Annotated in this window: 23 protein-coding genes; 15 read left to right on the plus strand and 8 right to left on the minus strand. The window is 53.1% G+C overall.

From position 1 onward, the window contains the following. Positions 1–12: 12 nt before the first annotated feature. Positions 13–276, minus strand: a complete 264-nt coding sequence (locus tag RO22_RS24730; RefSeq protein WP_041159494.1) for a hypothetical protein — start codon at positions 274–276, stop codon at positions 13–15. A 63-nt stretch (positions 277–339) separates the two neighbouring features. On the opposite strand from RO22_RS24730, the gene RO22_RS24595 reads away from it, so the two are divergent. Continuing rightward, the gene (locus RO22_RS24595; RefSeq protein ID WP_152618934.1) at positions 340–873 is read left to right on the plus strand and encodes a hypothetical protein; all 534 of its coding nucleotides are present in this window, start codon (positions 340–342) and stop codon (positions 871–873) included. A gap of 158 nt (positions 874–1,031) precedes the next feature. On the opposite strand, the gene RO22_RS24600 is transcribed toward RO22_RS24595, so the two are convergent. The 5 genes from RO22_RS24600 to RO22_RS22975 form a co-directional block, all read right to left on the minus strand. After that, a complete protein-coding gene (locus RO22_RS24600) occupies positions 1,032–1,313 on the minus strand; it encodes a hypothetical protein (protein WP_152618935.1) in 282 nt (93 codons plus the stop codon). Beyond that, entirely contained in the window at positions 1,264–1,518 is a 255-nt protein-coding gene (locus tag RO22_RS22960; protein ID WP_052475752.1) for a hypothetical protein, read from the minus strand. The genes RO22_RS24600 and RO22_RS22960 overlap by 50 nt, the downstream gene beginning before the upstream one ends. 124 nt (positions 1,519–1,642) lie before the next feature. After that, the gene (locus RO22_RS25115) at positions 1,643–2,056 is read right to left on the minus strand and encodes a VRR-NUC domain-containing protein (protein WP_235270545.1); all 414 of its coding nucleotides are present in this window, start codon (positions 2,054–2,056) and stop codon (positions 1,643–1,645) included. Further along, positions 2,034–2,693 (minus strand): metallophosphoesterase, encoded by a 660-nt coding sequence (locus RO22_RS22970; protein WP_041159497.1) that lies wholly within the window; start codon positions 2,691–2,693, stop codon positions 2,034–2,036. The genes RO22_RS25115 and RO22_RS22970 overlap by 23 nt, the downstream gene beginning before the upstream one ends. 78 nt (positions 2,694–2,771) lie before the next feature. After that, positions 2,772–3,077 (minus strand): hypothetical protein, encoded by a 306-nt coding sequence (locus RO22_RS22975; RefSeq protein WP_041159498.1) that lies wholly within the window; start codon positions 3,075–3,077, stop codon positions 2,772–2,774. 260 nt (positions 3,078–3,337) lie between these two features. On the opposite strand from RO22_RS22975, the gene RO22_RS22980 reads away from it, so the two are divergent. From RO22_RS22980 to tal, 8 genes are all read left to right on the plus strand, one after another. After that, a complete protein-coding gene (locus RO22_RS22980; RefSeq protein WP_009287844.1) occupies positions 3,338–3,841 on the plus strand; it encodes a hypothetical protein in 504 nt (167 codons plus the stop codon). A 201-nt stretch (positions 3,842–4,042) separates the two neighbouring features. Continuing rightward, the gene (locus tag RO22_RS22985; protein WP_041159500.1) at positions 4,043–4,453 is read left to right on the plus strand and encodes a hypothetical protein; all 411 of its coding nucleotides are present in this window, start codon (positions 4,043–4,045) and stop codon (positions 4,451–4,453) included. Between the two features lie 406 nt (positions 4,454–4,859). Then, positions 4,860–5,588 carry an SDR family oxidoreductase gene (locus tag RO22_RS22990; RefSeq protein ID WP_041159501.1) on the plus strand — a complete coding sequence of 243 codons (729 nt, stop codon included), beginning with the start codon at positions 4,860–4,862 and terminating at the stop codon, positions 5,586–5,588. 261 nt (positions 5,589–5,849) lie between these two features. Then, positions 5,850–6,788: an ABC transporter substrate-binding protein gene (locus tag RO22_RS22995; RefSeq protein WP_084625529.1), complete on the plus strand. Its 939-nt coding sequence runs from the start codon at positions 5,850–5,852 to the stop codon at positions 6,786–6,788. A 62-nt stretch (positions 6,789–6,850) separates the two neighbouring features. Then, positions 6,851–8,353 (plus strand): sugar ABC transporter ATP-binding protein, encoded by a 1,503-nt coding sequence (locus RO22_RS23000; protein ID WP_022523413.1) that lies wholly within the window; start codon positions 6,851–6,853, stop codon positions 8,351–8,353. Then, complete coding sequence (locus RO22_RS23005) at positions 8,350–9,330, plus strand: ABC transporter permease (protein ID WP_022523412.1); 981 nt, start codon at positions 8,350–8,352, stop codon at positions 9,328–9,330. Before RO22_RS23000 ends, RO22_RS23005 begins: the two co-directional genes overlap by 4 nt. Positions 9,331–9,397: 67 nt before the next feature. Beyond that, on the plus strand, positions 9,398–10,129 hold the full coding sequence (locus RO22_RS23010; RefSeq protein WP_022523411.1) for an SDR family oxidoreductase: 732 nt from the start codon (positions 9,398–9,400) through the stop codon (positions 10,127–10,129). 215 nt (positions 10,130–10,344) lie between these two features. After that, on the plus strand, positions 10,345–11,298 hold the full coding sequence (gene tal / locus RO22_RS23015) for a transaldolase (protein WP_022523410.1): 954 nt from the start codon (positions 10,345–10,347) through the stop codon (positions 11,296–11,298). Between the two features lie 130 nt (positions 11,299–11,428). Here tal and RO22_RS23020 read toward each other — a convergent pair whose 3' ends face one another. Further along, positions 11,429–12,439, minus strand: a complete 1,011-nt coding sequence (locus RO22_RS23020) for a LacI family DNA-binding transcriptional regulator (RefSeq protein WP_027959480.1) — start codon at positions 12,437–12,439, stop codon at positions 11,429–11,431. Positions 12,440–13,725: 1,286 nt separating this feature from the next. Here RO22_RS23020 and RO22_RS23025 point away from each other — a divergent pair. Genes RO22_RS23025 through RO22_RS23045 form a run of 5 tightly spaced genes read left to right on the plus strand, consistent with a single transcriptional unit; the run spans position 13,726 to position 19,083 of the window. Further along, positions 13,726–14,379 carry a peroxiredoxin gene (locus tag RO22_RS23025; protein ID WP_022523406.1) on the plus strand — a complete coding sequence of 218 codons (654 nt, stop codon included), beginning with the start codon at positions 13,726–13,728 and terminating at the stop codon, positions 14,377–14,379. 44 nt (positions 14,380–14,423) lie between these two features. Then, positions 14,424–15,332 (plus strand): MBL fold metallo-hydrolase, encoded by a 909-nt coding sequence (locus RO22_RS23030; RefSeq protein ID WP_022523405.1) that lies wholly within the window; start codon positions 14,424–14,426, stop codon positions 15,330–15,332. Between the two features lie 45 nt (positions 15,333–15,377). Further along, positions 15,378–15,806, plus strand: a complete 429-nt coding sequence (locus tag RO22_RS23035; protein ID WP_022523404.1) for a TIGR01244 family sulfur transferase — start codon at positions 15,378–15,380, stop codon at positions 15,804–15,806. Between the two features lie 53 nt (positions 15,807–15,859). After that, positions 15,860–17,641 carry a SulP family inorganic anion transporter gene (locus tag RO22_RS23040; protein WP_022523403.1) on the plus strand — a complete coding sequence of 594 codons (1,782 nt, stop codon included), beginning with the start codon at positions 15,860–15,862 and terminating at the stop codon, positions 17,639–17,641. Next, on the plus strand, positions 17,617–19,083 hold the full coding sequence (locus RO22_RS23045) for a dihydrolipoyl dehydrogenase (protein WP_022523402.1): 1,467 nt from the start codon (positions 17,617–17,619) through the stop codon (positions 19,081–19,083). The genes RO22_RS23040 and RO22_RS23045 overlap by 25 nt, the downstream gene beginning before the upstream one ends. Positions 19,084–19,188: 105 nt before the next feature. On the opposite strand, the gene RO22_RS23050 is transcribed toward RO22_RS23045, so the two are convergent. After that, positions 19,189–19,800: a LysE family translocator gene (locus RO22_RS23050; protein ID WP_022523401.1), complete on the minus strand. Its 612-nt coding sequence runs from the start codon at positions 19,798–19,800 to the stop codon at positions 19,189–19,191. A gap of 142 nt (positions 19,801–19,942) precedes the next feature. On the opposite strand from RO22_RS23050, the gene RO22_RS23055 reads away from it, so the two are divergent. Then, positions 19,943–20,428 carry an Lrp/AsnC family transcriptional regulator gene (locus RO22_RS23055; RefSeq protein WP_022523400.1) on the plus strand — a complete coding sequence of 162 codons (486 nt, stop codon included), beginning with the start codon at positions 19,943–19,945 and terminating at the stop codon, positions 20,426–20,428. The last annotated feature ends 80 nt before the right edge of the window (positions 20,429–20,508 follow it).

Genomic DNA, 20,508 nt, shown 5'->3' on the forward strand with positions numbered 1-20,508 from the left:
GTAAGAATAAATTCAATCTTGGCTCATTAAAATTTCCACCACTGCCGCCCGATCAGCATTGAATCGGCGGCGTAGCGCCTCATATTTAGCGAGCAACAGCAGTAGCCCCTTATTGCTCTGTAAGATCCACGTAGGCGCTGGCAGCTCATTGGTTAGATGTGCCGGCACCTGGGGGCTGTTGCACTCCAGTGGCATTGCCTGATCGCTGAAGCTCGCGCACCCAGTCAACAATCCCATCAGGCAGATCGCTATCAAGCCAGTCACCTGCTTTCGCATCTTGTTCTCCCAATGGTTCGAGGGCCCCGGTGCTGGCGCCTATATCGTCATCAATGGTTTCTAATGTGCGCTCAAGGAACAGTCGGACAGTTAGATCACTACCTTCCTATTAGCGAATTTTCCGAACTTGGGCTAACAGCGCTAAATCTTGTTCCAGCATGTGGTGATTGCAACAAAAAAAAGCTTACATATATTCCAAGCTCCGAGAAAGAGCAACTAATCCACCCGTACTTCGATGAGGTTGAAGAGAGATGGCTTTATGCAGAAGTAAATGAAACGACACCTCCATCATTACGTTTTTTTGTCACCCCACCAGCTGCTTGGGATGCAATAAAATCTGATCGTATCCGAAAGCATTTTGACTTTTTTAGACTTAATGGAATATATAAATCTCAAGCAGCGGAAGAGATGCTTAACCTAAGATTTTCATTAAGAAATATGTCCAAAAGCAAAAGTGCCAAGAAATTAATAAGCAATCACCTACGAGAGAAAGCGGATAGTTGTGCTGATGTGCACCAGAACTCTTGGCAAAGAGCCACCTATGACGCACTGGCCGATTCTGATTGGTATTATTCTGGGGGATTTAATAAAATCTAAAAGACAAAAATTAACGCAGGCTTCAAATATCGAAACAATAAATGAATATTTATGTATTTTTGGTCTGCGTAAATCTATATATAATTATTAAACTAAATAATTACTGGCATACTTTCAATTCACACAAATTATTCCGAAGATAAAATCCAATTGAATAGCTAAAATCGAGCGCGACGCGCAGCATGCTGCAAAGCATTGACACTCTCAAAATGTCTCAATCCCTCATTTAGCCCAAGCGCCCTAAGCAACACCTCCTGCCGCTCCACCATCTGTCTGGCAGTCACCATCCAAATGCTATGACCCATCTTATCGGGTCGGATTCTGGCGGCCTGCATCAGCATCGCCGCAGCCTGGCGTTTGGGCAGTTGATCGAGCAGTACGCCGCAGGCTTTATGCCACTCGCTTTGAGGGTGGTAGCGCAGCGCGGCCAGGTACTTCACCCGCCAAAGCCGTCACACTGAACGGCTGGTATCCAGGGTTCTCATGACGGTAATCAAGCTGCAGCTCCAGCATGGTGTCAATGATGCGGGACACGGCAGCATCACGCGCTCGTTCATCACTCTTCGCCGCCTCAACGACACGCCAGGGGTTTGCGACTCGTTTCCAATCATCAAACTGCATGTTGCTCCCCTTCTGCTGTGTCATCACCCATTCCTCCACTCGGCACCACTCTCCAGCGCCAGCCGTTCGCCGGTTATTTGCGTACGGGGCCAACTAGCGTATTCCCTAAGACTGCTTTTGCCTCCTCAAGCCCTAGCGCCAGCACGGCTCAATAGCCCTTATATTCGCTATCTTCCAGCCACTTGAATTGGCTATCGGCTAGCGGCGCATCCTTGGGCGGGGTGGCCTTGAACTCCAGGTACAAGCCAAACCAACCGCCGCGGGCCTGACGAACAGGAAGATCGCTAACGCCTGCCTTTACGCCCTGGCGCTTGAGGTCGCTCGCGGTTTTCTTATTGCGGTGGCCGCCGTTGGGCATATGGAAGGTGGAATCAAACAACTCACCTACCGGATGACCGCGCATCTTCTCGCCATACAGCCAACGGATCAGAACGGTTTGCTCCTGCCCTTCCCAATCAACAGGCTTTGCCCGGGCGCGCCGCTTTTGGTCAGTGCTCGAGGGCGGCGTAGCTTTTTGGCCGTGGTTTGCTGGCGCCAGCTCATGCCAACACCTCCCGGGCATTGATCAACGTCAACCGGCCCGTATGAAAAGCACCGGTGTCGATATAGAACACATTGCCCAGCCAAGTAGGCTGCTCAACAATGGTGTGCCCGACCACTACAGCATCGATGCCGACCACTGGCGTCGTGTCCCTACGCTTTATACGAGTCCGGCCCCATATCATTTCCACTTTGCCTGCATCATCCGCCATCTCAACCTGCGACCAGTCCGCAGGCGGCTCGGCATGAACGATGCCAACCTGCTGCCCCAAAACATCTATCTGGCGGGCGTAAGGCAGATACTTCAGCGCCTCACGAAGAATTTGCCGGACTTCGATCATATTCTCAGTGATCGCCCAAGTGCCGCCGTTGATCATCCAAAGGTCTTCGGCGTCTCCACCATGCTCAAGCGCATCAATGGCCAACATCTCGTGATTGCCACGCACGCCAAAAAACCAAGACTCAAAGGCTAGCGATAAGCACTCGAAAGAATCCATCCCCCGGTCGATCAAGTCACCTACACAAAACAACCGATCCTTTGACTTATCGAAGTCAACGCGCGCCATGGACTCAAGCAGCAGGTCGTACTGCCCATGAATATCACCAACGATAAAATCTCTTCCATTCATGTTCTGGCCGTGCTTTTGAATCAAGCTCATAGCCTTAGCTCCTGATTGAGTTTCCAATCCATATAACGATGATAAATCACCTCCCAAGCCCTTCCGACTTTGAACTCTTCACGCCATCCCCCCAGCGATCTGATCGAGCATTCGTTGCTGGCGCTCCCAGCGTTGGTAATCAGCCACAATCCGCTCCAGCATGGCCCTCGCCCGATCGTTATGATCCAGCTCGGCGCGGCTTTGGATGCCACACGAATGACGGATGAAATCAGCGCAATCCTCCAGGCTGTGGGTACCATCGGGCAATTGCCGATATTCAAGCGCTTTTGCCTGACGGCGGCGGCAATCGGGGTACAAACCAAATCGCACGTTTTGGCACAATAACGCGGCACGACGCGCCTGCTGCCCACCTTTCTCGGTCATGGAGTACCTCCGGCCACAAACATTAGGCGGTTTTTTAAAACCAGTCCTAAACTAGAAATGATCACTCCCTCCTTAACATTCTGTAACGGAGAGACACGATGAAATTTCAAAAAAGGTGCCAAGCAGGAGAATGGGATCCACCGGGCCAAATCCCATGTGTTCCACCGATCAGGATTCCCAGACCAGAACCTCGTTTTCCTGATGATCCAGACTTTCCTGAAGACGAAGTCTGCATACGCTCCTAGTAGGGATTTAATGACATGAAAGATGTAAGCCTTCCCAGTATTCCTGAAAGGCACGACCCAATGTCGTTCGAGGAGGCTATTGATGGCACCTGTTACATGGTTAGGTACATGCAACTGCAGCAAAGACTTTTTAGCAGGATGGCCAACGTGTTCACGTTCACCAGTCTTTTTGGCGGTAGTGCTGCTTTTGCAGGAGTGATCACTGAGCACACGGTTTTGACCGCTACCAGTGGTGTCATTGTTGCAGTAAGTACCATGCTGGATTTTGTAATAGATCCCAAAAAGCACGCAGCTCAATGTCGCAAGGCAAGGAGACGCTTTCAGAGGCTCTACATGAAGAAAGCTGCTTACAGCTTTGAAGAATACGAATGTGAAACGTGCAGGATCGCTTTGATCGACTTCCCCGATATAGAAGGCCTTCGTAGGCCTGCTTTTAACGATACCTGTGTGCAGCTCGGGCGCACAAAAGGAGTGGTTGTTCTCAACAAGTGGGAACGCTTATTGAAGCTGATCACTTAGAGCTTGATTTAAAACGAACATTACCCTCCATCGCTTGGGGAGCATTGCATTACTTCCCATGTGATATTGGTGAATAGGCGGAGCCTTTATCATAGCAATTCCCAGAAATAGAAAGCCCAGCCTCAGGCCAAAGAAGAATTGAGCAAAGCCATCCAATATCGCTATATTGGTGGCTTCTAAACTAGGGATAAGGGGAAAGCGTTGGACAAGGCCGCCTACCACAAGCGTTGGGATCAGCTCGAGCAGATGCAGCGGGAATACAGCAACCTGCCAGAGTCGGGCGTCGAAAACCTCGAAGCACTGCACAAAATGCTGGTTAACACTTTCCGAGAGTTTGTCGTTGCTTGTTATTGCGACCACTGGCGTGACGCCTACCAAGGCGCCGCGTTTCCCCTCGACTCTGATCGAGACGTACTGATAGCCCGCGCCATCAAATCTCACCACTGGACACCGGGCATTGCCACCAGCCTCTCCAGCTACGACCTTGCCCTTTCTCTCATTGATGAGCTGGCGACATTCACACTGACAGAAATGGCCGTTCACGTGTCGTATATGAACCTGCAGGCACTGCCCAAGGCGGATTACCAAGCACTCATTCAACCGCATGAATGACAGTTGATCTGCATCATTCCCTCGGACGCTTGCTCGGGAATAGAAAGCCCCGCCAGTGCCCGTTACAGTGGTAATTGCAGCACCACCTACCCATAGAAAAACATCGACATATGCTGATCAACGGCAACTCTCGGGTCATTGATTAGCTCCACCTCTTCAAAATACCAAAGCCTAGACATTGGTCTTAATCCCATTGATTCGTTTTCAAATAGAGAATAGCTTTAAAAATGTTGACGTCAACATATAGAATTTCAATCCACTCTCCATGCGCCTTGGAGATGAACCAGGGACGAGTAAGCACAAAAGTTGATCCTGCTCACCAGAGACGCCTCGGGATCATTCACAAGCCACTCCAGAAACCAAACGGCCTCGTCAATCGAGGAACCTGAATATAGGAGATTATAAGATGACCAATGAACTCACTGGAAAAGTTGCTGCCGTTACTGGCGCAGCATCAGGTATCGGGCTTGCCACTACCAAGGCCATGATTGACGCTGGTGCCAAAGTGGTCATGATTGATAGAGATGAGGCTGCGCTGAAAACCATCTGTGAAGAACTTGGCGAAGCTGCATTTCCCCTAGTTATTGACCTACTTGACCCACAGGACTGCGACACTCTCCTCTCACAAATCTTAAAGAAGGCAGGACAGTTAGATATCTTTCATGCTAATGCCGGTAGTTATATCGGCGGCGATTTGATCGACACCTCCCCTGCCGCCATCGACAGAATGCTGAACCTCAATGTTAATGTGGTGATTAAAAATGTCCATAACGTCTTACCCCACATGATCGAACGTCGCACGGGCGATATTATGGTGACAAGCTCCGTTGCGGGGCACTTCCCGGTTCCCTGGGAGCCAGTCTATGCTTCCTCCAAGTGGGCCATCAACAGCTTCGTTCAGACTACTCGTCGTCAGATCAACAAGCACGGTATTCGCATGGCTTCGGTGTCTCCCGGGCCTGTAAATAGTGCATTGCTCGCCGATTGGCCAGAAGAAAATCTGCGCAAGGCAAAAGAATCCGGCAGCATTATCGAACCAACGGATGTATCTGATGCGATTATGTTCATGCTTACTCGCCCCCGAAATGTAACCATCCGAGACATGGTTGTTTTGCCTAGCAACTTTGATATGTAGGAAGTATTCAATCCAACAACTATTAAGGTGTTTCTTTAACTTAATCAGATCAACCAGCCTTCAACCTCTTACAGTTTTGAATAAACACTTCGCATGAACGCTTTGATCATTTGTAAAATCTTAGAGGAATAGACATTGGTCGTATGACCGTTGACCAACCTCTAAAGGGCACATAGTCTTCAAATTGTTGACGTTAACATTAATGACTTTGTCGACATTGAAAAACCTTTAAGAGAAACAATAACAATCACGGAGTTAACAATGAAAATTAATAAGATCACTGCAAATTTTCGCAAAACGGCTCTTGTCGCCGCCTGCGCAGCCGCCTTTGTTGCAGGAACCGCAGCAGCCGATGAGCATACTCTGACAATCGGCATGTCCTTTCAGGAGCTCAACAACGAGTATTTTGTGACCATGCAGGAGGCACTCGAGACCGCCGCAGAGAGCCTGGGAGCTGAGGTGATTGTCACCGATGCACGCCACGATGTCTCCAAGCAGGTCAGCGACGTAGAGGACATGATCCAACGTGGCATCGATATCCTGCTGCTCAACCCTGCCGACTCCGTCGGGGTTGAAACGGCGGTGTTGTCTGCCCGAGAAGCAGTCGTCACCACGGTCGCGATCGATGCCCAGGCAGAGGGCCCAGTGGATGGCTTCGTGGGTTCCAAGAACTATGACGCCGGCTACTTAGCCTGCGAATACCTCGCCCAACAACTCGATGGTGAAGGTCAGGTAGCCCTACTGGATGGCATTCCGGTTGTGCCGATCCTGCAACGTATTGAAGGCTGTACCGACGCGCTTAATGAGTACGATGGCATCGAGATCGTAACCAAACAGAATGGCCGTCAGGAGCGTACCCATGCGATGACAGTCACCGAGAACATCATCCAGGCAAACCCGGATCTAAATGGTCTCTTCAGCGTCAACGATATCGGCGCGCTGGGCGCTCTGATAGCCATTGAGGCCAGTGGTCAGGACATCAAACTGGTCAGCGTCGACGGTCATCCCGAGGCAGTCGCAGAGATCCAGAAGGCTGATTCCCCGTTCATCGCCACCTCAGCGCAATATCCCGCAGACATGGTGCGTGTAGGGCTCGGCCTGGCGCTGGCTAAGCACTGGGGTGCAGAAACTGCGCCCGCGGAAATTCCCATCGACGTACAACTGATCGACCGCGACAAGGCCGCTGACTTTAGCTGGTAACCCCTCCCACCGACGATGATGACGTGTGCTGCCCCCTACGGGCGGCGCACGAGGGTATCCCTATGACTCCATTACTTTCCCTGAGACACATCTCGAAGTCATTTCCCGGGGTGAGGGCCCTCACGGATGTATCGCTCGATGTCCATGCTGGCGAGGTGCATGCTCTGCTTGGCGAAAACGGGGCCGGCAAGTCGACTCTGATGAAAATTCTCTGCGGCATCTACCGACAAGATGAAGGTGAGATCAACATCAATGGCGAGGTATGCAATTTCCATGGCTACCAAGACGCCCTCAACGCAGGCATCGGTATCATCTTCCAGGAATTCAGCCTGATCCCCGACCTGGACGCCGTGGATAATATCTTCCTTGGGCGTGAATTGCGTAACAGATTCGGGCTGCGAGACCGGCGCAGCATGATCGCCGAGGCGCAGCACCTGCTAGACCGCCTAAAGGTCTCGATCCCCTTAGACCGCCCCATCGCCGACTTGAGTGTCGCCGACCAGCAGTTCATCGAGATCGCCAAGGCCCTGTCACTGAAAGCGCGCATCCTGATCCTCGACGAGCCGACAGCAACCCTCACGCCTAGCGAAGCAGATCACCTGTTCACCATCATGCGAAAACTGCGCGAGCAACAGGTCGGCATGGTATTCATATCACACCACATGGAAGAGATATTCACCATCTGTGATCGTGTCACCGTGATGCGTGACGGTGAGAAGGTCGACGACTGCGACGTCGTCTCGACTACCCCCGACGACCTAATCGAGAAAATGGTCGGCCGCCGTGTTGAGAATCTTTATCCCGAACAGCGTAGCGATGCCGATTATAACGATGTGGTATTAGACATTGAATCCCTGCGCCTTGATGTCAATGGCCCCGAACACTCATTGAAGCTCTACCGCGGCGAGATCCTGGGCTTTGCTGGCTTAGTGGGGTCGGGCCGCACAGAACTGGCTATGGGGCTGATCGGTGCGACGCGCCCCGTGCATGCCAAAATCCTTATAGAGGGCAAGCCAACTAAACTCCTACACCCCGCCACCGCCCTGAAGCAGGGGATCGGCCTCCTACCGGAAAGCCGAAAGATCCAGGGATTAATCCTGCCGTTCTCGTGTCGCGAAAACATCACCCTGAACAATCTGACACAATTCCAGAGTGCTTTGCCACTGATCAAGCGCCGCCAAGAGTCCAGTACTGCCGCCGATCTGATGAAGGCAGTCCGCGTCAAGGCTCCCAGCCCCGAAACCCCAGTGGGCAATCTCAGCGGCGGCAACCAGCAGAAGGTTGTTATCGCCCGCTGGCTGGGCCACCAGTGTAAGGTGCTGATCTTCGATGAGCCCACCCGCGGCATTGACGTCGGCGCCAAGTCAGAGATCTACGCCTTAATGAAAGAGCTCACTGCCCGAGGCGTGTCGATCATCATGATTTCGTCCGAACTCCCGGAAATTCTTGGTCTATGCGATCGCGCAGCGGTCTTCTACCAGGGACAGATCGCCGCCGAACTGCAAGGCAACGATCTCAATTCACAATCCATCATGCATCACGCCACGGGGGGACTCAGCTCATGAGCCAGCTCGACTCAATACCCAGCAACACCCACCAGTCCCTCAAGATGCGGCTGGCCAGTTGGCGCCGTACTCCAATCTTCTACCCGCTGATCGGTTTCATCGTCGTTTTCATTGCCATGTCGACCATCAACGACAACTTTCTAACCATAAGCAACCAAGCCAATCTGGTGCGTCAGACCTCGATCATCGCCATCATAGCTGTGGGGATGAGCCTAGCTATTCTCACCGGCGGCATCGACCTTTCTGTGGGCCCGGTAATGGCCTTGTCGGGAACGGTAATGGCTGGGCTGATGGTGGCGGGGGTTCCTCCGTCGCTAGCCATCCTGCTAGGCGTATTGGTAGGTGCAGGTTTCGGAGCTTTCAATGGCTTTTTTGTTGCTTTTGCGGGCATGCCACCCATCATCGTCACTTTGGCCACTATGGGGATTGCCCGCGGGCTTGGCTTGATATACACCGGAGGCTACCCAATTTCTGGCCTCCCCCCGGAATTTGCCTTCTTTGGCCGCGGCAGCTTGGCCGGCATCGAAACCCCGATACTGATCATGATCAGCGTCTACGCACTCGGCTTTTTGCTGCTCCACCATACTGCGACCGGACGCTACCTGTATGCCATTGGCGGCAATGAGGAAGCGACTCGGCTATCCGGTATCCGAGTGTCCCGCTACAAGTTGCTGGTCTACACCCTGAGTGGCACGACTGCGGCCATTGCCGGGTTGATCTTGACCTCTCGGTTGATGAGCGGCCAACCCAACGCCGGGATCGGCTTCGAGCTCGACGCCATCGCCGCCGTAGTACTGGGCGGTGCCGCTATCACCGGTGGGCGAGGAATGATTCTAGGCACACTGGTAGGCGCCATGCTGCTTGGCGTGCTCAACAACGGCCTTAACCTGATGGGGGTATCGCCCTACCTCCAAAACGTTATCAAGGGCCTGATTATCTTGTTGGCGATCTACATTAGCCGCAAGCGGACTCCCTGAGACCCTGCTCATGCTGATCATGCATCGGCTAAATGCCAACCACAAATCGAGCGAGTGACGCTACATCATGAACTTCGAACTCCACAACCAACGCATCCTCGTTACGGGAGCGACCAGCGGCATCGGCCTCGATATCGCGCGGTCTCTGGCTGAACTCGGTGCCGAACTGGTGCTGTTTGGTCGCAACCGGGATCAGCTAGCCAAACTCGAGAAAGAGCTGGGGGCACGCACCCTGGCCGTAGACATCACCGATGAGGCCGCGGTTGTCGTGGCCTTCGCCGAGATGCCCGTCCTCGATGGCCTGGTCAATTGTGCCGGTATCTCGATCCTCGACGATGTCTTGGATTTCAAGGCGAAAGATATCGAGAACATTATGAACACGAACGTCACTGCCAGTGCCGTGGTGGCACGGGAAGCGGCTCGCCACATGATCGCGCACGGCCGTCAGGGCAGCATCGTCAACGTCTCAAGCCAAGCATCCATGGCCGCTCTGCCCGGCCACTTAGGCTATTGCGCGTCTAAAGCAGCCATGGATGCCATGACTCGCGTGCTGTGCCTCGAGCTGGGTTCCAAAGGTATCCGCGTCAACAGTGTCAACCCGACGGTGACCCTGACCCCCATGGCCGAACGTGCCTGGGCCGATCCCGCCAAGCGCAACCCGATGCTGGCCGCCATTCCCCTAGGGCGCTTTGCCACTCCCAGGGAAGTCGCCCTTCCGGTTGCCTTCCTTCTCAGCCCAGCCGCGTCGATGATCAGCGGAGCCTGCCTGCCGGTCGATGGTGGCTTCACGTCTCACTAGCCCCTTGTGTTAAAAGGAACCTGACATGTATATCGGTGTGGACTGTGGTGCTCAGAGCCTCTTGACGAGAGATCCCGAACCAACTCCGAACCCGACCGCATCGCTGCCTATGACCAGACCTATGCCCGTTACTGTCAGGCCTTGGCCAGTCATTACGGCTGAACACCAATCCCTATGCCTTACATAACCGACCACTTATTCGAGGAAGATACTTCATGACCCAACGACTCGACGCCCTTCGTCAGCACTCCATGGTGGTCGCAGACACCGGCGACCTTGACGCCATCAAACGCTATCAACCCCATGATGCCACCACCAATCCTTCGCTAATCCTCAAGGCTTTCGATCTGCCGGGCTACCAGGCACTGATCGATCAGGAACTCGCGGCGGTCAAGTCCACGGACAACGGCCGGCGAGAAGCGCATGCCGTAGATCGCCTTGCTGTGGCCATGGGCAGCGAGATCGCCAAGCTGGTGCCCGGCCGTGTTTCCACCGAGGTAGCCGCCAAGTTGTCCTTCGACACCCAGGCCAGCATACGCAAGGCCCACGAGCTGATTGAGCTCTACGAGCAACGCGGCGTGTCCAAAGATCGAGTGCTGATCAAGCTGGCATCAACCTGGGAAGGCATCTGCGCCGCCGAGGTGCTGGAGAAAGAGGGCATCAACTGCAACCTGACGCTGCTGTTCAGCGACGCCCAGGCCAAAGCTTGTTTCGATGCTGGCGTTTTCCTCGTCTCACCGTTCGTCGGCCGTGTCACTGACTGGTACAAAAAGGAGACTGGCCAGGATTTCCCCCCCGAGAACGACCCTGGAGTGCAATTCGTACGCGGCGTCTGCGAACGGGTCAGCCAGGGCGGCTTCGACACCGTGGTGATGGGCGCGAGCTTTCGCACTGTCGACCAGGTGCTGGCGCTCGCCGGCTGTCCCCGACTAACCATCTCACCTACGCTGCTTGAGGAACTCGCTACCGCAACGGGCGCGGTGGAACCCAAGGTGTTAATGACACGCAACGGTGGCCCTCGTCCTACCCCACTCTCAGAGTCCGCCTTCCGTTGGGATCACAACAAGGATGCCATGGCCAATGACAAACTGGCCGAGGGGATACGGCGCTTCGCCGATGATCAGGAACGCCTGGAGGAACTGATCGCCGACCGTTTGGCGACTCTCTGAGCTCGTAACCTGAACTGCAACTAGCCGCCGATTGGGAATCCTTACGCCAAGTCCGGCCAACCCGCTATGGGCCAACCGCCACCGCTTCGTGCTCTCCGAGGGTATGATGCACGACGAAAGCTGATGACTATCAGTTACCGCCGGAGGATATAAGTGTGGCGGAGATCACGACCTCACGGCCGGCGGCCATGGGATCCTCAATCTGTTCAAAGAGTATGCGAAATGCCTCGTGCCCTAACCGGTAGGTGTCATGCGCAGCACAAGGCACTGACACCTCGAAGATATCAGCATAAGGCAAACGGTCGACCCCCAATACCATCACATCGTCCCGAGACACACGTGCATCATGCAGGGCACGCATGGCGCCCAAAGTAATCAGCTGATTGAACCCAAACACGGCTTCGGGGAGTTTGCCCTGGCGTAGGTAATCGGCCATATCGCGATAGGCCGGTTGCAAGGTGTAGTCCCCGGGGCGCTGCTCCAACACTAAGGAGACGCCCGCCACGTCAAAGGCTGTCTTCAGGCCGATCAGCCGGTCTTGGGTGATCCGCGAGTCACGCGGCCCCGTCAACGCAAGCACCCGGCGGATGTCCTTCTTCACAAGCAGTTCACCAAGCAGACTCCCGGCAAGACGGTTGTCCAGTACCACACGGCTGAAGTCGGATACGTTCAAGGTACGATCCAGCATAACCACTGGTAAGCGGGTAGCACGCAAGCGATCAAGGTAAGCGGGGCGATAGGCGGCAGCGTCGGAGACGGGCGAAAGGATGATGCCGGCTACCTGATAGCTGAGCAGGGTTTCGATCGCCACTTCCTCGCGCTGTGGCGAGCCATCTGTATCAATCAGAATGATGGTGTAGTCACGCTCCTCGGCCGCACGAGAAACTGCCTTGATCACCTCGCTATAAAAGGGATTATCCACGCTTGCTGTGACTAGGCCAATCAGCCGGTTCTTACGACTCCGAAGATGGCTCGCAAAAGCATTAGGGACATACCCCAGTTCCTTCGCAGCGGCGAGGATCTTCTCCCGAGTCGCTACTTTCACCTTGTCAGGATTGTTCAAGGCACGCGACACCGTCATATTGGTCATGCCCACATGTTCGGCGATGTCGGTGATAGTAACCTTGTGGCGACTTACCATACTTTACTCTGTTGTGAATTTTATCGTTTTGATATGACCCCTCGCTGTACCCAACGAAGTAGCACCAGCGTCGTAAGGATACTACGCAAGGTCTGCTCACGAAAATGGGGATGATTTATGGATGTAACCTACCGGCAGGGATCCGAACCCTGGATAGGCTATTAACCTATGCCGGTTTTCAACACACCGAGGCTATGCTGCTACTTAATCTAACCAACTGATAATTTAATGTTTATTCGTTTGGTGCAACGTGACTCAATGGCATAAAAGGCACATAACGTGCTGTTACTCACGTCAGCAGAGGTGACGCGCTCAACTGTTCAGGAGCGCTCAATCGCCTCCCAAAATATCTATTCTCACCCCTGCCGACCTAAAACAGATTAATGAGGAGGAGATTGAAGGTGCAGAGTGATGACTTTATGACCGGTGAAGAGCTTGGCAATACGCTGCTGGCATCCATACGGCCAAATGAAGCAAGGCAAACCAGCTCGAGAGACACAAGTAGAAGTACTCAAGGCCGCAGAAATTCGCCATCGCATGGGGCTCTCTCAAGGAGAATTTGCTAAGCGCTGGACGTAAGCCCCAGTAGGCTTCGCGGCTGAGAACCACTGTGTGCCTACTGGAAATGTACGTACACTGCTACAAGTAGCTGAAAAACATCCTGAAGCGCTGACTGACCTCCCTTAATGAAGCAGGAAAGCCTTACACCTAAGCCTGGTTCATCTATATAAACAGTTGAAATTTAGCTGCTGTTAAAAAAACCAAAAAATCACCCTAACGCCCAATGAGGCTCGCCCTACTTGTTGCTAAGTCACTGGCAGATATGGCCTCTGTTAACGTCTGATGATTTATCCCCGCTATGCCGACGCCTATCCGCTTCCTGTTCGGCTAGGTCCTCGTTGAGTCAGCGTTTTGCCTCAGGCTGCCTTTAGATATCCCTCGCGAGAGACTCCGCGCAATACTAAATTTCGCCACCTAGGGGTAGGAAGATAATCGTAAAATCCATACCAAAGCGTTTATCAAGCTAGTAGCGCCCTTATCAGGCGGATCATTAAGTCAACGACCCACCACGGCCCAGGAATGGTTCAGCGGTAAATGCGGTTCAGCCGTGCAAGTACCCCCAAACTGACTTCGACAATCGGCGCGACTCACTTTCTCAGCGGCGATTAACGTAAATATGAGTACCACTCACCCTATCACCGCCATAATGCTGTACTATTACCTATTAATAACAAAATAATCTATTCTTATTCCTGAAATAAAAACTCACTTCTCAGGAGCTCGACATGTACAACGAAACTTCCCAACCAGTAATGCCACAAATTAACCGTCCAGCACCGGCTTTTACCGCGAAAACCACTCATGGTGAAAAGTCGCTCACTGACTATTTAGGTAAATGGCTGGTTTTATTCGCCCACCCGTCGGACTTTACCCCTGTATGCACCACGGAATATTCGGCATTTGCGAATTACGAAGAACAGTTCAAAGAGGTCAACACGGAGTTGCTGGGCCTTTCCATCGATAGCATCCACTCACACATCGCCTGGACACGCAGCATTAAAGATAACTTCGGGGTTGAAATTACCTTCCCGATTATTGCTGATCTCAACATGAAAGTGGCAAATGCCTACGGAATGATTCAGCCAGGTGCCAGCGACACCGCTGCGGTTCGCGCTACTTTTGTGATTGACCCAGAGGGTGTACTGCGTGCCATGTTGTACTACCCGATGACCAACGGCCGCTCGGTGGAAGAAGTGCTTCGCCTGGTTAAGTCCTTACAAACAAGCGATGAGCATGGGGTGGCGACACCAGAAGCTTGGTTGCCCGGCCAGCCAGTCATCGTTCCACCGCCCCACACCTCGCAAGATGCGGAAGCCCGTCAATCAGAAGGCTATGAATACACCGACTGGTACTTCTGTAAAAAGACACTTGAATGCTGAAAGCTCCTCACCCTGATATCCCTCAATTCTTAGGAGGACTACGCATGAATACCTTTAAGCTTTCAAAGCACACTGGAACAGGCAAGCCCGATGTCGCCGGTTTTTTTGACCCACGTACCTTTAGCATCCAGTACGTGGTGAGCGACCCCGCTACCAAGCAGTGTGCGATTATCGACCCCGTATTGGATTTTGACGAAAAGTCCGGCGCAACCGCGACCCACTGCGCCGATGAACTGCTGACCTATATCGAAAAAGAGGGGCTGTCGGTGGTGTGGATTCTCGATACCCACCCACACGCCGACCACTTCTCTGCAGCACACTATTTGAAAGAAAAAACAGGTGCTCCGACGGCTATTGGGCAGCATGTCACCAAAGTGCAGACACTTTGGAAGGAGATCTATCACTGGCCAGAAATGCCTACCGATGGCAGCCAGTGGGACACACTGTTTAGTGAAGGCGCCACCTTTAACATCGGTGAACTTAATGCTCGCGTACTTTACTCGCCCGGCCATACGCTGGCCTCGATTACCTATGTGATTGGCGATACGGCCTTCGTGCACGACACTCTATTCCAGCCAGACTTTGGTACCGCTCGGGCGGATTTCCCCGGTGGAGATGCCAAAGAACTGTGGCACTCCATTCAACAGATTCTATCGCTGCCCGCTAACACCCGGCTGTTTACCGGGCACGACTATATGCCCGATGACCGCGAGCCCCAGTGGGAAAGCACGGTCGCTGAGCAGCGTAAACATAACCCACACTTAGTCAACATGAGTGAAACGGGTTACCTCTCTCTACGCCACAAGCGCGATAGTGAATTGCCCATGCCCAAACTGATTTTGCACGCCCTACAGGTCAACACGCGTGGTGGAAGACTGCCGGAGCCTGAAGCTAATGGTAAGCGCTACCTAAAAATTCCTCTGGATGCCCTTGAAGGCGCCGCTTGGGATTAATAAGCCACTAATTTTCAGAACCTCTACGATAGAAGGAGCATGACCATGCAAACGCAGCCTTTAGAGACCGATGTCGAGATTACCTCGGCGCTCACGGTAGAAGAGCTTGAGCAAGTAAAAGCAAAAGGCTTCAAGACGGTTATTTGTAACTGCAAGCCTGGAGAAAGCGCTGAGTTTACGGGTGAAGACGCCTACCGTCGAAAAGCAGCAGACATTGGCCTTCAGTGGGTGCACATTCCTGTCACACCCGGTGACTATAGCCAAGCGGATATTTCCGCCTTTGCTGAGGCGTTACAGCAACTTCCCCGGCCTATTTTGGCTTTCTGCCGCACCGGTAAGCGGGCTACCCATCTATGGGCCTACGCTAAGCGTCAAACGGAGCAGTGCGACCTGGCTGAACTATTTGACGCTGCAAAAGCAGCAGGCTTCGATTTGGAAGAGCACCGACAAGGGCTCGAAGATCAACAAACCTAACAGTGCGACGACATTAGTCGTGATTACGCCATATCAGCAGGCGAGTACGTCACATGAGCATTGAGCGTTGGGTGCCACTGTTCGGCTGGCTACGCAGCTATAACCGGAAGCTACTCTCTCGGGATGCTCTGGCTGCGATAATTGTTACGCTAATGCTGGTGCCGCAGGCGCTGGCCTACGCTCTTTTGGCGGGGCTACCGCCGGAAATGGGCCTCTATGCCAGCATGCTGCCACTGGTTCTGTATGCCATTTTTGGTACCAGCGCTAGCTTAGCGGTGGGGCCTGTCGCCGTAGCGGCACTAATGACCGCTTCGGCGCTGAGTAATTTTGCTTCCCCTGGCAGCCCGGAATACATTGGGGCAGCGTTGGTGTTGGCGGCGCTTTCAGGTCTGATATTGATCGCCATGGGTGTGCTGCGGCTGGGTTTTTTAGTTAATTTCTTGAGCCATCCGGTAATTTCGGGATTTATAACGGCTTCGGGCATACTGATTGCGATTAGCCAGCTTAGACATATACTCGGCGTAGAAGCATCTGGCCATAACGTCATTGACCTTATAGGGGCGCTACTGAGCCAGTGGCAGCAGGTCAATATAACGACACTGCTGATCGGACTAGGAGTGTGGAGCTTTCTGCTAATGTGCCGCAAGCGGTTAAATACGTGGCTGACGGCTATCGGCGTTTCTGCCAGCATTGCCGGGCTCATCGTGAAAGCCGCTCCGATCTCGGCGGTGATTGTCACCACATTTCTGGCCTGGGGGCTAAACCTAGAGCAGCGTGGAGTAGCACTAGTTGGTGCGGTACCCAGCGGTCTACCTGCCCTTGCACTGCCCAACCTGGATCAATCGCTGTGGCTTAGCCTATTACCCGCAGCACTGCTGATTAGCCTGGTGGGCTTTGTGGAATCGGTATCGGTGGCGCAAACACTGGCTGCCAAGCGCCGCCAGCGTATAGATCCTAATCAAGAGTTAATGGCACTAGGCATGGCTAATCTGGGCGCTGGTATCAGCGGCGGCTCGCCGGTGTCTGGCGGTTTTTCCCGCTCGGTAGTCAACTTTGAAGCAGGCGCGGCAACACCGCTGGCCGGAGCATTCACGGCGCTGGGCATTATGCTTTCCACACTACTGCTAACCGACCTACTGGCATTCTTACCCACAGCGACCCTGGCAGCTACCATTATTGTGGCGGTCGGCACGCTGATTGACCTACCGGCGGTGAAACGTACTTGGCAATACTCCCGTAGCGATGGCTTGGCCATGGTGGCCACCCTACTGCTCACTCTGCTGCACAGCGTGGAGCTAGGCATTATAAGCGGCGTAGTGCTCTCGCTTGGGCTGCATCTATACCGTACCAGCCAGCCCCACAGCGCGGTGATTGGCCGCGTGCCGGGCACCGAGCACTTTCGTAACGTCAAGCGCCATCAGGTCGAAACCGATGAGAACGTTGCGATGCTGCGCATCGATGAAAGCCTATACTTCGCCAATGCCCGTTATTTGGAAGACACCGTCATGGCCTTGGCCGCCCGCTCACCCTCGCTTAAGCATATTGTGCTGACTTGCCAAGCAGTTAACGTGATTGATGCGTCTGCGCTCGAAAGCCTAGAGGCGATCAACGCGCGACTAAACGATTCAGGTGCCAAGCTGCACCTAGCGGAAGTAAAAGGGCCAGTGATGGATCGGTTACAACACACTGACTTCTGTCGCGAGCTAACCGGGCAGGTGTTTTTTACGACTTTTGATGCTTGGCAGGCACTGGCCCATCCCGCCGAAGCCAACTCACCACTCTTGCCAACACAACGAGAGGAGACAACGTCATGCAACAGCGACACGCCAAGATAGCCATTATTGGTGCAGGTAGCGCTGGCCTTAGCGCGTGGCACGCTGCACGCAAGCATACCGACGAGGTAGTACTAATAGAAGCAGGAACCTATGGCACGACCTGCGCCCGAGTGGGTTGCATGCCCTCTAAGCTACTCATCGCCGCTGCCAATGCAGCACACAATGCGCGCAAAGCGGAGATGTTTGGTGTCACTGCCAATCAGGTAGTGATCGATGGCGAAGCTGTTATGGCAAGAGTCAAACATGAGCGCGATCGCTTCGTCAGTAATGTACTGAAATCGATGAAAACGATTCCTGAATCCAACCTGCTGAGTGGCCACGCGCGTTTTATTGATCCACATACATTGGTCATAGATGAGCATACCCGGCTTACCGCCGAGGCCATCATCATTGCCACGGGTTCGCGGCCCACATGGCCAAAGCTGCTGGAAGGCGCTGGCGATCGGTTAATCATTAATGATGACGTGTTCAACTGGGAAACGTTGCCTGCATCAGTCGCTGTGATCGGTCCTGGCGTTATTGGCATGGAGCTTGGTCAAGCGCTTAGCCGATTAGGTGTGAGAACTCGTACGTTTGGCGTGGGGGGTGCGATTGGGCCTTTTCAATCTGAAAAACTCCGGCAACTGGCGGACGAGACATTCAATCGCGAGCTGTATCTGGATCCTGATGCCAATCTCGACAAGATTAAACATACCGATAACGCCGTTGCCATTACGTTTTTCGAACGTGACCGGGGGCAAAAACTCACCGAAACATTCGAGTATGTCCTGGCCGCAACAGGGCGTCGGCCCAACGTGGATCAGCTAGCCATCGAGCAGGCCGGACTCAAGCTGAATAAACACGGCGTACCTGAATTTAATCGCTTTACTTTGCAATGCCTAAGTACACAAAACACACCAAGCCATATTTTTATCGCAGGTGATGCAAATCAGTCGGTACCGCTACTGCACGAAGCCATCACAGAAGGCAAAATCGCAGGACGAAATGCCGCTCATTTGGATGATGTGCAAGTGGGTCAGCGTAACGTCCCCCTGGCGATTGTATTTACCGAACCCCAGATGGCAATTGTGGGTGAGAGTCGCGCTACGTTAGACACTCGTTATGGCGGCTGCGGCTGCATAGCTGAAGGCGGAGTTTCCTTTGCTGATCAAGGCCGTGCACTGGTCATGGGGGAACATAAAGGTTATTTCGAGCTATATGCGGAGCACGGCAGCGGACAGTTTTTAGGCGCGGAGCTATTCGGGCCCCAGGTTGAGCACATAGCCCATTTGCTTGCCTGGGCACTGGAGCAAAAGCTAACCGTCAGCCAGATGCTCGCTATGCCCTTTTACCATCCGGTACTTGAAGAGGGTTTAAGGTCAGGGTTGCGCGATTTACAGGCAAATCTCCAACAAGGGCCTGCCATTACTGAGCACTGTATGGAGTGTGGCCCAGGCGATTAAGGAAATGACTAAAATAACTAACCTCCCTCCCTAATCAGCCTCATTCATCTTGGCGGCCAAGTCCTGCATCTGCTTGCGGGGCTTTATTACACTAGGATAGCAATTTTAAGCGGCTAACCGCAGCGCAAAGCCAATAAGCAGCGTTCCAAACACCCATCGCTGAAATATTTGCCGTTTCTGCTGGCTGGCAAACCAGCGTTGCATCTGCGCTCCCAGGCAAGCATATAGCACATCATAGAGTAGCCCCACCCCCACTAGCACCGCCCCCAGTAAAGTGAACTGAAGTGCGACGGCACCTTGCTGGGTATGTATAAATTGGGGCAGTAACACCGAACAAAAAAGCAGCGATTTCGGGTTCAGCAAATTAGTTAGAAGCCCTCGACGCCAAGCTAGATAATAGCTGCCTTTGAGTGATGCTTGGTGATGATTACTATCAGAGCTATGCCGACTACGGATAAGTTGCACACCTACCCAAACCAGGTAAGCTGCGCCCAAGTAACGAACCACATCAAATAGCCACGGGGCGGCGGTAAATAGCGCCGCTAGACCCAACCCTGCTAATGCCACATGCAGCCCTCGGGCTATGCCTAGCCCTAGCGCTGTGGCTAGTCCATGACCACGCCCCTGAGAGCTACTGGTATGCAACACAAGCAACATATCGGGACCAGGAATTAGGTAAACAATGGCTAATGCACTAATAAAAAGACCAATTTCCATCGCTGCTTCCTTAAGGTCACAAATAGTGTCTTCGCAAGCGCTATGGTACCTTTAAAGAGATGAGCGTTTTCTTGCCATTTTGACTTTAAAAATGATATTTATTGGTATTTTGTGTCAATTTTTAACAGGAAAATAATCACTCATGCCAATTGGTCAGTTAGACGCTATCGACCGCCGCATTCTTGCATTGCTCCAAGGTGATGCCCGTTTAACGAATGTGGAGCTCGCGGAGAAAGTAAACTTGTCGCCATCTCCCTGTTTACGCCGAGTGCGACGCTTAGAAGCTAGCGGTATTATCCGTGGTTACCATGCTGAGCTTGATCGGCGAGGGGTCGGGCTTGAGCTAACGGTGTTTGTGGGTATCAAGGTTGAACGTCACCATGAAGAGCAGGCTAATGCCTTCCGTGAGGCAGTAGTCAATCTGCCAGAAGTCGTCACTGCGCACTTAGTCTCTGGGGAGTCTGATTTTTTACTGCAGGTGGTGGTACCTAGTTTGGCGGCTTATGAGGCGTTTCTAACGGGGACACTGCTTCGCCTACCTGGGGTGAGTGATATTCGCAGTAACTTTGCTATCCAGCCCGTGAAAGAGTATGGCACCTTACCATTAGCTAACAACAATAAGACCTAGTTGTGAAACTTATTGATAGTGGCGCGCTCGTTTGATGCAATTTAACGCTAAACCCACGAATACCCATATGAAAAGTGCTG

Origin of the sequence: Halomonas sp. KHS3, assembly GCF_000830495.1 — a bacterium.
Lineage (GTDB): Bacteria > Pseudomonadota > Gammaproteobacteria > Pseudomonadales > Halomonadaceae > Vreelandella > Vreelandella titanicae.